Genomic DNA, 12,257 nt, shown 5'->3' with positions numbered 1-12,257 from the left:
ATATCCCCCCACTCAACAAAAGGGGCGAGATGCTACATGAAAAGCCTAAAAATTACGAGGTCATTTCTAAATTTAACTGAGTAATTTCTTAGCTTAACGGCTCTTCAAGAAGAAACAAATATGCTACATTTCAGCCCAAATGAATCACAGGTTAGAGAAATGAAAACACCTTGCCGAGCGGCTTGTAAAAATAATGGCGGAATGTGTAGTGGCTGCTTTCGAACAATGGATGAAATTATAGGTTGGAAAGGCTTATCTGAAGAAGAGCAAACGTCGGTTATGGATAATCTTAGTGGCGCGAGTTCGACTCACCAATGTCCACAGTGTAATGAGCCAGCTCAATGCGATATCAGTGCGGGCAAAGAGACGTGTTGGTGTTTTGAGTTAGAAAAACGAGATACTAGCGATATTCCAAAGGCTGGAGTTTGTATGTGTCGTAAGTGCTTGTCTGCCCTGCCCGTTCAGTAGTTTAGAGCCCATTTAGTAAGTTACTGGATAGCAAGTTACTAGCCAGTTCAACATAGACAAAAAAAGCGAGAGGTTGTTTTCTCGCTTCAAAATACTGAGATTAAATTTCGACCTAATCGTTACCTGGTTAGTGTCTACTTCACTTTTGCAACCAGCGCAGGCTGAGAAAACTGGATACCATTCCAGCCATGAACCATAAAGTTACGAATATTTTGATGGTCGCTGTTCTCAGGAAAACCTAGCACGTCGTTACGATAAAATTGACCAAAACAAGCAAGTGTTTGCTCTGCTGATAGGCCTTGCTCTAAACCAAAAGCAAAAATCTTACACGAACCATTATTCTGCCCTGCAGCGTTCACTACCTCACCATTGCGAAATTCGCGCTCAGAAAAATCATAGTGAGCTTCGATCACTTGCATTGTATCTTCAAATTGCACGGCCTCTGGGGTTTCAGCCAGAGTATTCAATAAGGTTTCCAGTTCCATTTACTATTTCTCCATCAAGTATATATCTGTCAGCAGTGTATCTTGTTTTACGACAAGAGTAAGCCGTTGTTTACTTGAGATAGCGATTCACTTTTTTGTTGTACGCTGCTAATTACTTCAATGAAACTAATGACATAGTTTTATCAGGGCGTTATATTATTTTATCAAACGATTAACATTGTTCAGTAACGAATATGCATAAAGATAAAAACTTAGAACTGTTCAGATACCTAAAGCCAGGTACAAAAACAGCAGGTGTATTGGAATTTGGCCCAGACGACTCAATCCAGATCAGTACACTTTATATCGGACACAAAGAAGATCAGTACCTCATCCTAGAGCTTACGCAAAAAGCGACAGAAGCACTGACGCTGAGAAAGCTCACAAACGTTGATATTATTGTTCGTGCGATTACCGACACCGAACTTGGGCACATTGTCGCGTTCAAAACCAATGTACTGGCTCATATCACCTCTCCAGCACATCTAATCTTCCTTCGCCCACCCTCAAACTTTGCAAGCAAGCCTATTCGTGAACACGAAAGGTATAAAGTACGTCTCAGCTGTGAAGTCACTTTTGATACCTTGTCGCTGGATGCCACACTAGTCGACTTTTCAGCGTCAGGGTGCGGTATCTATCTTACCCAGCAATCAGATATTGATGTCGGCTGGAAGATAAAAGTCAATTCTGACTTAAATGAGTACTTAGATGACGATCTTGTCTACAAGGTGGTAAGTAAGAAAAGGCAAAGACAAGGCTGGCTGCTAGGTATCCAATTCCCTGAAAACCTAGATATGAGTGATGAGTTGAAAACGCTGCTATTGGAACAAGCCTTTGTCGCTGGCTCGATATAAAGGCAGAAAATTAGTTACTTCTCTTCAACAGACTCCATTAAAGAGCACTAAGTTAAAGCCTAGTGCTCTGTGTCATTCCAGTATGAGTTTTTGAAATGAACAAACGCTTGGTGGAGCGACTCTTCTTTAATCGGCTTTACAATCACGTAATTCGCCCCTGCGGCCATAAAGCTGTCTCTAGTTGACTCTTGAGCATCAGCGGTACACGCATAAATAGGGGCTGACACACCAATCTCACCTCTTAGCTGCTGAGTGGTTTCAACACCACCGAGATTAGGGAGTTGGTTATCCATCAAGATCAAGTCATAGGTAATCGTCTTAGCCATCTCAATCGCTTCTAAGCCATCTTTTACCCAGGTGACGACCATGCCATATTTCTTACAGAAAGCCTGAGCAATAAAGGCGTTGGTGTGATTGTCTTCCACCAGCAACACATTCAAAGGTCGACTAAACAACGCCTCTGGCTCAACCTCAGCTTGTTGCTTAGCATCGACTAATAGCGGCTTGGCGTGTACGACTACAGGAATTTCTATCGTGAACTCTGAGCCTTGACCTATCACGCTGCGGACTTGAATGTCCCCTTCCAGCATATCGACCAGATTTTTTACAATTGTAAGTCCTAAACCAGTGCCACCATATTCACGAGTGGTGGTCTCTTCGGCTTGAACAAAGGGTTCAAAAACAGCATCAATTTTGCTTTCATCAATACCAATGCCAGAATCTTTCACTCGAACGATCAAGCTGGCGTGATCGGAGTTAAAGATACTCTCGAGCTCAAAGCTGACGGAGATACCGCCTTGATGAGTGAATTTAAAAGCATTACTCAACAGATTAAACATGATCTGATTGAGGCGTACTTGGTCGGTATTGATTTCAATGTCATCAACTAAGTGATTCACAATGGTAAATTCGACGGATTTATCTTCACACAGCGGTCGATAGATGCTGTCTAAGGTATTAACTAACTCCCCTAAACGGAAGTCTTTCTTTTGAATATTAAACTGCCCTTGCTCAATCTTTGAGAAGTCCAAGATATCGTTAAGTACCGCCAGTAAATGTTCCGCACTATTACACAGTACATCCACCTGCTCGCGATTATCTTCATTGTGCATAGAGCGCTTGAGCAGCTGAGACACACCGAGAATACCGTTGAGCGGCGTGCGAATCTCATGACTCATCTTAGCTAAGAAGTCTGCTCGCACATTCGCAAGATGCTCAGCTTCTTCTCTTGCTCGATCAGCCTGTCTTTCCGCCTCGATTAGCTTAGTAATATCTTGCCCTTGTACCACCACTCCTGTGATGCCGTGTTCCACGCGAATAGCAGACATGTTCCAACGAAACACCTTTTCACCAATGGGTACGTTAATACCCGTCAGTTTAGAACCCTGAACCACCATTTGAATATTAGGCAGCATTCGCTGCTCAAACTCTTGGGCAATTGGACCATAATTGTCATCAGCATCGAACAACGCCATGCGAGCGGCGGGGTTCATCTGAATCAAATCGCCTTTTTCAGACCAAACTAAGATAGGCGAATGAGCAAAGTTAAAGAGATCTTGGAATTTTTGATTCTGTTCAGATAAGCGCTCAAAGGTGTCTTCAAGAGTACAACCAATATGATGAAATTCGAAAATGTTAGAGCCATCGAACTTGTTGTACTTTTCGCTAGCACTTGCCGAACGAGTAAAGTCCATTAGCTTATCAAGCTCGGCTGAGACTCTCTTTTGAATCCAAGTTCGAGCAAAAAAAGACATCAATATGATCACCACAATCACCACGATGATCGCACGCTGATAATTCTCTTCTAACGCAATGAAATTATTATTTTTTTGAACAGCTCGAATGATTAAAGGAGTTTCAACAGCATTAATCTTAATGGTTGCGATGGTAACGAAATGACGCGGCAACTGTTCGTACATTTGGTAATTGAGGATGTCAGTAATGGTGTAGCTTTCATCACCACTGAATGTCGATGTCACCGGTGTACCGTGCGCTTCAATCACGATATTTTCGCTATTACTGCCCTGTTGGATTGACTCAGCCAAAGAGAAGTTGTTGTCAAGCACAATGGCGATATAGAGTTGACCAAGGACTTCCCCAGTAGCGTTATCAACAATAGGGGTACGGCGAGCCAACAAGTGACGCTTACCTATATCTGTCCTCAGTTTAATAAAATGCCAATTACTGCTGAACGAAACCTCATCAGAAATATGCTTTAAGTTGGACTCATCCAAACCATAAAATTGACTGTTGCCGTCTTCCCAAGCCAAACCATCGTGGGTTGAGACAAAGCGTAAATCTGGTGCATGATCCGGTTCACGTTGGTCAACACCAAAGAAAAAGTAGCTCAGAGTCTCGTCATTACCCGTATCAAAGTACTCTCTGAGAGTTTCACTGTGTGAGCTACTGTCTTGATGGATTTGCAGCACCGACAAACGATAATCAAACATGTTTTGGATCAGGCTTGAGGTTTGCTGTACCGTTCGATTCGTCTCTTGCTGTACGATATTACTGCTGGTTTCATAATTATGAATAAGCACGCCAAGTGCCATCACGCCTATCACCAAAATAACGATACGCGTAATGAGTCTAGCTAAAGTGTTTCTAGGTGTACTGGCGTAACTTTTCTTCATTAGTGACCTGAGTACCTAAATGCTCGCTGTTTAAGTTCTGAAATACGTTCTGGGGAATCTTCCTTGGTGACAATTTCAAATTCACCAGAGTAAACGGTAGGCACTTCCAAACCGGCTAGATCCCACTTGATCGCCTCTGCCATTGCAATGCCTGTATCGTCGTTCATACGCATGACAGTAACATCTAGGTCGCCCCTTGCAATGGCTTCAAGTTCAGCAGAGCCGCCTCCCCAACCATTCACTAAGATGTCTTGGCCCGATTCACGAATCGCTTCCGCAGCGCCCAGAGCGACATCCGTTGAACATGCATAGATAAAGTCTAGATCCTTATCGTTCTCTATGCTGATTTTAGCCGCTTGGTAGCCACTGTCTTTGTTTGATTTTGTGTAAAACGAAGACTTAAGGGTAAAGTTGGTAACCGTATTCACTTCATGGATAAAAGTATCTCCACGCGCATCACTGATATAGCCTTGTGAGTAATACAAAACAGAATACTTACTGTCTGGCGGACTTACTTGTTTAAAATAGTCCGCCAGTTTTAAGCTGCCTGTCGCATGGTCAAAACCCACATACATAAATGGCTGTCTATCTGCCCAAGCTCGCACTGGCGTCGTGATATTTTGAAGAATCAGTTTGGTGTCTGTAGAGGTCAACACGTGCTCGATAAACTTGCGGTGGCGCGTGGTATCTAGCGTGAAAATCAAATAATCCGTCTTGTTTTCAATCGCTTCTTGCAACGAAATACTCTGCTGCGCGAGATCGGCATTAATACGGGTAAATACTTGATTTATTTGGTAGCGGATCTTCAGCCTATCGAGACGCTTCTCAAAAGCTTGAATATTACGAACCCAGTAATCCGAGATCTGTTGGCCCGGATACACCACGGAAATCGTAATTGGTTCGTCTTGGATTCTTCTCAGTGGCACAGGGTGATTTTGTACAGCCTCGACCATTTTATCGGTCAATGCTCTTTGTTCTGGAAAAGTGGAAAGATAATCTTGGTATTCCCAGTACCTATTGAGGACATGAGTACCATGGGAAAGAGCGGACGCAGAAAATACGGCAAGTCCAAACAACATCAGTAAACGTTTCATATTTTTCTCGTTTTATATGAGCTACTTTGGCTCATTTTTTAACCTAGCATGACACCATCTCTTTGTATGGCTAGTGGATATTATGTAGGACAACGATGATAAATGATAGCGTCTAACACTAATTAGAACGACATTCTAAATGAGCAATATGTTAATTTGGAATGGAGATTAAGAACAACGAGTTAAATTATGATTTCAGCCCATTCACGGTAAGAGTAATTACCATTTAAATTCATAAGCTTAGCTAGAGCTATTATAGCCCCTTACACTATTAAGATTTAATCAATAACAAACATTTTAGCAATGAATTATGAGACTTCGATATATTGAATTTGCTCTTCTTGCCACTCAATGATTAGTTTGAGTGATACCAGTTTTTCTTTGCGGGATTTGGGCAACTGCTTGATCGCGTATTCGGTTTTCAACGCCTCACTTTTTGAGCCAACACCAAAGCTCCAAACCAGCTTAAGTGGGCCTTTACCTTTTAAAGCTTTGGCGCCTTTACCGGTTTGATGTTGTTCAAATCGACGTTCTAGATTGTTCGTCACGCCACAATAAAGGGCATTGTGACGATTGCGGATCAAGTACACGACCCAATCCGCATTTTTATCAGCATCTGACATTTAAAGCAGTGATTCAACCAGAGCCTTAAGCTCTGCCACTTCTGCTCGTAGGCTTGCAACTTCAGACTCAAGCTCTTCAAACTTTTCACTCGTTGCAGAGGGGGCAGCCGCGCTTACTGATGCCATCGCAAACGCTTCAACGTCCACTTCACCGCTCAACAAATGCTGGTAGCGTGATTCACGTTTACCCGCTTCGCGTGGCAGCTTCACAACCAAGGCACCTGCTTCTCTTGCAGCGAGTTTGTCTAATGTTGCTTCTACTTCTTTCACATCACTAAAGTTTGCAAGGCGACCCGTTCGAGTACGAAGTTCACCGGGTGTTTGCGCACCGCGCAGTAACATACAGCAGATGATTGCACGCTCTTGCTCTGTAAATTGCAGATCGCCGAACTCAGTGTTGCAGAAACGATGCTGATACTTATTAACACGGCTATTGAAGCTGCTCTCATCACTCACCATGCGACGTCCGATTAAACCATCAACTGCATCTAAAACATCTGACTCAGAAAGAGAGAGAACAGGTTCACGGTTACTCTTTTGATTACATGCCGTGGTTAAACTGTTCAGTGTCAGTGGGTAATGATCGGGAGTAGTGACTTCTTTCTCGATCAAACAACCGATAATTCTCGCTTCAATTGGGGAAAGTACTGTGTTCATCGTTTTTCCTTTTTATTATTTTGATAATTCCATCTCAACACCTAACAATGCAGTAACTAGTGTTCAGACAAAATTGGTACTCGTTTCTTTCTGCCCTGTTCATCAATCATTATGATCTTAGAACGGTTTAGCTCTATTTCCACGACTTCCAAATAAGTACGCTCTTGTACATACGCATCACGAAGCTTGTTTTGTTCTGCTGAAGATTCAGTGACATTGTCGTCCAATTCTTCGTTTTCCAATTGTTGTTGATTCATTTCACATTTCGTATCAATGCAGTATCTACATGGGATACTAACTTGAACGGTAAGATAAAAACAATCACACATCAGCGAGAGTGACGAATAATTAAACAACCTTACTTTTGCTTTGATCTAAAGACTGTTACATCATCAATTGATGTGCTTTAATCAGAAGCAGACAACGTATTTGACGAATAGGAAAAGGAATCTATGAGCAGCGTATTTGAAATTGTTAACCAAGCACGACGTAAGAACAAACTTAAGCGTGAACTTTTAGACAACGAAAAGAAAGTTCGTGACAACCGTAAGCGTGTCGACCTTCTTGATAACCTACTTGATTACATCAAGCCAGAGATGACTCACGACGAGATCCTAGGCATTATCAAAAATATGAAAGCTGACTACGAAGACCGTGTTGATGACCACATCATCAAGAGCGCTGAGATTTCTAAAGCTCGCCGTGACATCAGCCGTCGCATTCGTGAACTGACAGAAGAAGACAAGCAAATCCAAGGTAAGAAGTAATCTAACCTCGCTAATTTACTTGTAACAATGTTAGTAACCCACTCTTAGTAGTGGGTTTTTTTTACCTAAACTCCAGCGTCTATACTTAAGCATCTAAACCTAACCGTCTAGGCTTAAACGTACCTAAGCAAAATGAATGAAACTCAACAGCAGTATCAAACTAAATAACGAGTGTACACTAGCGATGGAGAGACTTTATGTACGGAAGTATTCTGATTACCTTGGCGTTATCAACGACACAACCTTACCCTGAAAAATTTGAGAAACTTTATACCGAAGAAACCGAAATCACTTATGACGATCTCGTGGTCGATGTTCATGGCTACAAGGTTCCGACCCGATCAGCATTTCGAGGTTGGATGCTCCTCAATCACGCTCAAGACCAAGTGAGAGCAATAGGACAACAACTCAAGGACAATGGCGTTACTCAGAGCATGCCTCTGCATCTCGTTCTATTGCAAGGGACGGATTGGGCAATGAGTAATACAACCTTGTTTACCCTCCCAAATAAGAAACATGTGCCAAACATGATCAATACCCTGAAGTACATACAACAATATATTGAGCCTGAAATCGGTGTTGTTATACCAGTATCTGGAGAGCGAACCGATATCTACAATCAACAAGCTGGTGGTGCACTGCGAAGTAAGCACTTAGAGTTTTGTGCCTTAGACCTAGTGCCTGCAAATGACATTACTCGCGAAGATCTACACGTGAAACTTAAAAAGATTCATTCGGAATTCGGGCAAAAAAATAATGTTGGGCTTGGTTTATATTCAGGTGTTCGATTCCACATCGATACTTGTGGGTTTAGACAATGGTAAAGAAACACGATCAAGTCATAAAGACCTGCAATTCGCACGTGTCACTTAGACTCTAAAAAAAAGCGAAATTACATAAGATTATGATTTTAAATGTAAATTAAAACTGGAACGCTAATTGATATTAATAACAAGTATCATAATTATTAATAGCAATTAGGAATTCAATATGAAGACGATGACTCAACGCTTTCAAACTCTGCTTTCTGTTTCAAACTTCAGTCTAGCTATCACAACCTTACTTATGCTTCTCAGTATTATTGTTGCTTATCCAATGGCCGATCACTTCTCACTGCCAATTCAAATCGTCGCCCACATCAGCACCATCTTAGTCGCAGCCTTGCTGAACATCAGCTATGTCGGTCGTTGCCTTGCACAATACAACCTTGGATTGGAAGTTCGTTAAGTAGCGCCGCGCTAGCCTTGATACGGGAGCCCTAGACAATATCAAGGCTACTGAAAAGATCGTACAGCTGGTGAGATTTATAGGGTTTAGGTAAGTAGGCGTTCATACCGGCTTCAAAACAATCTTTGATGTCTTCTTCTAGAACACTGGCGGTTAAAGCTATGATGGGTAATGGTGTGACTTGTTGATCGGCTTCCCACTGACGTATCGCACGAGTCGCCGTTATGCCATCCATAACAGGCATCATGCAGTCCATTAAGACTGCATCAAACTGAGCACCCTGGGTGATGACATCCACCGCTTCTTGGCCATTACTGGCAATCAAATATTCATAACCCGCTTGCTCAAGGAAGAAGCTCGCTATTTTTTGATTCATCAGATTGTCTTCAACGATCAAAATGCGTCGATTCAGAGAGCGAACTTCTTCATCTTTTGCTTCCACTTGAGGCGTTTGCTCTTCGCCCACATCGAGAGATTGTAAGCTGGTTAAGAAACGTCGGCCCAAGAATGGCAAGGTATGAGTCGAGTGGACCGTTTCTCTGATTAGGTTGGTTTTAAATAGGTGATGCTGACAAACGATGACGCGAGCAAGAGGATATATCACCTTCAACGTCGCAAGATCTTTTTCCATAGAGTGGTGCAAGGTATGACAATAAAGTATGAAGTCACTTTCTTTTACACTTTCACTAAGGGCAGCAATGGATGACACCACATTGGCTCGAACATTCAAACGCTCACACTCTTTAACGAGCTGATCGAGGTAATTGAAAGAGTTCGAGATGATGGTCGCTCGGCTCAGGTTATCGAAAGTTTGAACAGGCGCTTCTACAACATCGACATACAAACAAAAAGTGAATGTAGAGCCCTCTCCTTTCACTGAACGCGCGGTAATGTAACCACCCATCAAATCAACAAGCTGTCGACAAATCGCAAGCCCTAACCCCGTACCGCCAAATTGACGGGTAATGCTGCCATCTTCTTGAGTGAAAGGTTCAAATATGGACTCTAACTTCTCGGGCTCAATCCCAATCCCGGTATCAGACACGCTGCATTCAAGCTTGCCCCTGCCCATAGACATAGGTGTATAAGCAATGTCAGTTGTAATTGTGCCCTTAGACGTAAATTTGATGGCATTAGAAAGCAGATTGGTCAGCACCTGTCTCACGCGGTACTCATCGAAAAACAGTTGTGACGGCGTTTGATAATCGATATTGATGTCGAGCTCAATATCCTTACTTATCGCTTTCGACTGAATCACACTCACAGAGTCATAAACCGCTTCTCGCAAATCAGCATTGTGTGGTGACAACATCAAGTTACCCGACTCGATTTTAGACAGGTCGAGTATGTCATTCAGCAGCACCAGTAAAGAGTGAGAGGACGATTCGATATCCCCCAGTACTTCTTGTTGATTTGGGCTCAGTTGGCTTTGAGATAAGATCTCAGCCATGCCAATGATCCCGTTAAGTGGCGTGCGTATTTCATGTGACATATTTGCTAAGAATGCGCTTTTGGCTTTGTTAGCCGAAATCGCGTCTTCTTTTGCTGTTATCAACTCTTTGTTGTGCAGATAGTTGCGTTCCATCACTCGATTTAGGGTTTCAGTGAACTCGGCAAGCTCATCGTTCCCTTGGATACGAATCACCTTTGGCTGGCCGTAGCTATCAGCGCATTCCGACACACCTTTCAAAATAATCGACAGGTTTTTGTTTAAGCGCAGAGATGTCGCAACCCCAAGCCACATCAAAACACCAGAAGCGATGAGTATAAGCAACGTCATGACCAAGGTTTGCCTTTTCTGCAACGCGATATTCTTGGTCAGTTCAAACTGTATTTGATTGGTGTAAGCGCCAATCGCGTTTGAAATAGCCCGTTTTTTAACCTCTAAGCTTTTCAAGTGTTGATATATTTCGGGTGATGAAAAGTCCCCTTTGAGGATTCGAGATGTAAATTTGTCTTGGAATTCATCTTTGGCAACCGCGTTTAGCAACTGTCTAATGTTTGGAGAACGCGTATCCGAACGGAAAAATGTATCTAATAGCTGTTGCTGCCTCTCTAGAGCAGCGACATAACTAAGCAAGTATTGGTTTTTAAACTCTGGGGAGCGATTCAAACTGAAGCTTAACCACGCTTCTCTCTGAGTCCAAAACACATAATGCGTAAGATTGATAAACATCGCTTCAGCTTGACCGATATTTTCATCGACTAAGGCCATACGATATTCAGACAGCTCCATCAGCACGTCTTTTAACAAGTCGAAAGCACGCTCTGTCAATTGTCTGCTGTCTCTGGTTTCAGATGTACTAGCTAGGGTCATCAACAGCTTTTTCAATTCAGCTAACTGAGGATCAATACTCCAATTGCTGTCGAACTGTTGAAGTCGCGTTCCATACTGAGTCAGTCTATCCAGTTCTGATTGCAGTGTTAAAAGCAACTGACCTTTCTCAGGGGAGTCATTAGACAGCACCAACCATCGATAAGCATCACTTGAAACCGTATTAAAAGATTGAAGCGCTTCGACCTTAATACGCGTTGTTTCAAGGTGATTCATCTTCTCATCGTTCTTAAGCACTTCATTCACTGTAAACCCGAACATAATGAGTACAGAAACCGTGGAAAGAAAAATAAGACGCCATCTAATTGACATGTTTATCATTTTTATAACGACTCCCTTCCCGAAAGTAATTTACCTAACCCAAATTAAGAATAGGACATTAACAGAGGGTTATTGATCAAATTGGATATGAACAAACGATACTCTGAGCCCAGAACGAAAAATTAAAGCCAACTGGTATCCAGAAAAGTGCTTTAAAGCGGAAAGGCGTGCTTTATTAAGACTGGTTTAAACAAGCGAGGTTTCAGTGAGCAAAATGTAAACAAAAGACGTTTTCTCCAGTTATTATCACCGGCATAACAAGTACACATCCACATTCTGCGGCTCAACTAGACTGTGAATAATGACTCTGCGTGCTAACAAAGTGGATAGTTAGGTTAAAATTGTGACATCCAATCGTTTGCGTGATGCACTTTTCACACTCAAGCTAGGCTTATTCAAAGGTCAAACATCAATACTCGTTAATTCCCTTATTTATCGTTTACTGTTTACGTGTAACTTGAGTTAGCGATCACACCTTTAATGTTCAATATGACCTGTATTACATATTATCCTTTGAATTGAGTATTTTTTGACGAAAAATAAGTGCTACAGATTATTAAAGTCAATAGTCTTTATCGACGTTCAAATCTTGATTTATGGCTAATATAAAGCCAATTTACAGATATTTTGTCTGCATTTATTTTTCCTAGCAGAATAACCCGTCGCACCTTACAATCCTGCCACATAAAAATTACAAGTTACACACAAGGTATATCAGCACATTTAAGTGGCAATAGAGACCACAGACTGATGCCTCAAATCCCCTATGCTGATTGGCTTCCCTACAACCGCC

Annotated in this window: 12 protein-coding genes; 5 read left to right on the top strand and 7 right to left on the bottom strand. The window is 42.1% G+C overall.

The features are described 5' to 3' along the window. Positions 1-159 precede the first annotated feature (159 nt). Complete coding sequence (locus AB4133_RS13680; RefSeq protein WP_080582242.1) at positions 160-468, top strand: DUF1289 domain-containing protein; 309 nt, start codon at positions 160-162, stop codon at positions 466-468. Positions 469-602: 134 nt separating this feature from the next. Here the strand turns inward: AB4133_RS13680 and AB4133_RS13675 are convergent, their stop codons facing one another. Further along, positions 603-953, bottom strand: a complete 351-nt coding sequence (locus AB4133_RS13675; protein ID WP_017061764.1) for a HopJ type III effector protein — start codon at positions 951-953, stop codon at positions 603-605. A 194-nt stretch (positions 954-1,147) separates the two neighbouring features. Between AB4133_RS13675 and AB4133_RS13670 the strand changes: the two genes are divergently transcribed. Next, complete coding sequence (locus AB4133_RS13670; RefSeq protein ID WP_372224759.1) at positions 1,148-1,807, top strand: PilZ domain-containing protein; 660 nt, start codon at positions 1,148-1,150, stop codon at positions 1,805-1,807. Between the two features lie 59 nt (positions 1,808-1,866). Here the strand turns inward: AB4133_RS13670 and luxQ are convergent, their stop codons facing one another. The 5 genes from luxQ to AB4133_RS13645 form a co-directional block, all read right to left on the bottom strand. Then, positions 1,867-4,440 (bottom strand): quorum-sensing autoinducer 2 sensor kinase/phosphatase LuxQ, encoded by a 2,574-nt coding sequence (gene luxQ, locus AB4133_RS13665; RefSeq protein WP_137001353.1) that lies wholly within the window; start codon positions 4,438-4,440, stop codon positions 1,867-1,869. Further along, positions 4,440-5,534, bottom strand: a complete 1,095-nt coding sequence (locus AB4133_RS13660) for an autoinducer 2-binding periplasmic protein LuxP (RefSeq protein WP_372224757.1) — start codon at positions 5,532-5,534, stop codon at positions 4,440-4,442. Before AB4133_RS13660 ends, luxQ begins: the two co-directional genes overlap by 1 nt. A 308-nt stretch (positions 5,535-5,842) precedes the next feature. Then, positions 5,843-6,157: a GIY-YIG nuclease family protein gene (locus tag AB4133_RS13655; protein ID WP_136978689.1), complete on the bottom strand. Its 315-nt coding sequence runs from the start codon at positions 6,155-6,157 to the stop codon at positions 5,843-5,845. Continuing rightward, entirely contained in the window at positions 6,158-6,814 is a 657-nt protein-coding gene (locus AB4133_RS13650) for a YceH family protein (RefSeq protein WP_017061769.1), read from the bottom strand. Between the two features lie 56 nt (positions 6,815-6,870). Next, positions 6,871-7,071 carry a hypothetical protein gene (locus AB4133_RS13645; protein ID WP_017068647.1) on the bottom strand — a complete coding sequence of 67 codons (201 nt, stop codon included), beginning with the start codon at positions 7,069-7,071 and terminating at the stop codon, positions 6,871-6,873. A gap of 195 nt (positions 7,072-7,266) precedes the next feature. Between AB4133_RS13645 and AB4133_RS13640 the strand changes: the two genes are divergently transcribed. The 3 genes from AB4133_RS13640 to AB4133_RS13630 all read left to right on the top strand — a co-directional run bounded on the left by AB4133_RS13640 (position 7,267) and on the right by AB4133_RS13630 (position 8,808). Next, complete coding sequence (locus AB4133_RS13640; protein ID WP_004742367.1) at positions 7,267-7,581, top strand: DUF496 family protein; 315 nt, start codon at positions 7,267-7,269, stop codon at positions 7,579-7,581. Between the two features lie 197 nt (positions 7,582-7,778). Further along, entirely contained in the window at positions 7,779-8,405 is a 627-nt protein-coding gene (locus tag AB4133_RS13635; RefSeq protein WP_017066096.1) for a D-Ala-D-Ala carboxypeptidase family metallohydrolase, read from the top strand. Positions 8,406-8,571: 166 nt separating this feature from the next. Beyond that, positions 8,572-8,808, top strand: coding sequence for a hypothetical protein (locus AB4133_RS13630; protein WP_017061772.1), 237 nt, complete (start codon positions 8,572-8,574; stop codon positions 8,806-8,808). 31 nt (positions 8,809-8,839) lie between these two features. On the opposite strand, the gene AB4133_RS13625 is transcribed toward AB4133_RS13630, so the two are convergent. Then, complete coding sequence (locus AB4133_RS13625; RefSeq protein WP_137002031.1) at positions 8,840-11,404, bottom strand: ATP-binding protein; 2,565 nt, start codon at positions 11,402-11,404, stop codon at positions 8,840-8,842. Positions 11,405-12,257 lie beyond the last annotated feature (853 nt).

Origin of the sequence: Vibrio sp. 10N.286.52.F8, from assembly GCF_041468745.1 — a bacterium.
GTDB classification, from domain to species: Bacteria; Pseudomonadota; Gammaproteobacteria; order Enterobacterales; family Vibrionaceae; genus Vibrio; species Vibrio crassostreae_C.
Note: the sequence above shows the minus strand (reverse complement) of the source record. Positions and strands in the feature narration are given on the sequence as shown.

Coding starts and splice junctions, on each gene's coding strand:
- AB4133_RS13630 (WP_017061772.1), top strand. CDS start 8,572: ATGAAGACGATGACTCAACGCTTTCAAACTCTGCTTTCTGTTTCAAAC.
- AB4133_RS13660 (WP_372224757.1), bottom strand. CDS start 5,534: ATGAAACGTTTACTGATGTTGTTTGGACTTGCCGTATTTTCTGCGTCC.
- luxQ (WP_137001353.1), bottom strand. CDS start 4,440: ATGAAGAAAAGTTACGCCAGTACACCTAGAAACACTTTAGCTAGACTC.
- AB4133_RS13645 (WP_017068647.1), bottom strand. CDS start 7,071: ATGAATCAACAACAATTGGAAAACGAAGAATTGGACGACAATGTCACT.
- AB4133_RS13640 (WP_004742367.1), top strand. CDS start 7,267: ATGAGCAGCGTATTTGAAATTGTTAACCAAGCACGACGTAAGAACAAA.
- AB4133_RS13675 (WP_017061764.1), bottom strand. CDS start 953: ATGGAACTGGAAACCTTATTGAATACTCTGGCTGAAACCCCAGAGGCC.
- AB4133_RS13670 (WP_372224759.1), top strand. CDS start 1,148: ATGCATAAAGATAAAAACTTAGAACTGTTCAGATACCTAAAGCCAGGT.
- AB4133_RS13680 (WP_080582242.1), top strand. CDS start 160: ATGAAAACACCTTGCCGAGCGGCTTGTAAAAATAATGGCGGAATGTGT.
- AB4133_RS13650 (WP_017061769.1), bottom strand. CDS start 6,814: ATGAACACAGTACTTTCCCCAATTGAAGCGAGAATTATCGGTTGTTTG.
- AB4133_RS13635 (WP_017066096.1), top strand. CDS start 7,779: ATGTACGGAAGTATTCTGATTACCTTGGCGTTATCAACGACACAACCT.
- AB4133_RS13625 (WP_137002031.1), bottom strand. CDS start 11,404: ATGTTCGGGTTTACAGTGAATGAAGTGCTTAAGAACGATGAGAAGATG.
- AB4133_RS13655 (WP_136978689.1), bottom strand. CDS start 6,157: ATGTCAGATGCTGATAAAAATGCGGATTGGGTCGTGTACTTGATCCGC.